Raw genomic sequence first — 702 nt, forward strand, 5'->3', positions numbered from 1 at the left:
GCTGGGCCTGGCGCTGACCGAACTGGCCCTGCCGCCGCTGAACATGCTGTGCGGCTGGCAGGTCGCGATATCCTATGGCTGGCTGTTGCCGCGCCTGGCGCTGCTTGTCATCGTGGCGGGCGTCGGCGCCGGTCTCTATCCCGCCCTGGTCCTGGCCGCCTATGCGCCGGCCCGCATCCTGGCGGCCGCGCGCATGCCGTCCATGGGGCGGATGGGGACGCGGATCCGCGCAATCCTGGTCGGGGCGCAATTCGTCTTCGCCATCAGCTTCGCCATCTGCGCGCTGGTCATCGACCTGCAGGTGGCGCATCTGCGCGATGCCGATCGGGGCTTTCGCCGCGATGGGCTGATCATCGTCAGCAGCATGGCCGACGATGCGCTCCGCCCGCGCCAACAGGCACTGCTGGACAGCTTCGCCAAATTGCCGGGCGTACGCTCCGTCACCCAATCCGATCGCGCGCCCGGCAGCGACCTCCTGTCGATCCAGTCCGTCTGGCGGCCGGGTGCCGCGAACCGGCAGCAGGAACTGGTCCAACAGCACGTCGGCCGGGATTATTTCCGTACCTACGCAACGCCGCTGCTCGCCGGCCGCCTGTTCGACGACGCGCACGGCACCGACATCGCCCCGGAAGACCGCGACGACCCGCGCGCCAGCAACATCGTCATCATCCGCAGCGCCGCCGCCGCCCTGGGCTTCGCCTC

General features: G+C 69.9%; 1 pseudogene. It reads left to right on the forward strand.

The features are described 5' to 3' along the window. Positions 1–702 (forward strand): annotated as a pseudogene (locus HUK84_RS21485) (ABC transporter permease); the annotation flags it as partial.

It is taken from the genome of Nguyenibacter vanlangensis (genome assembly GCF_013376155.1).
GTDB lineage: Bacteria > Pseudomonadota > Alphaproteobacteria > Acetobacterales > Acetobacteraceae > Gluconacetobacter > Gluconacetobacter vanlangensis.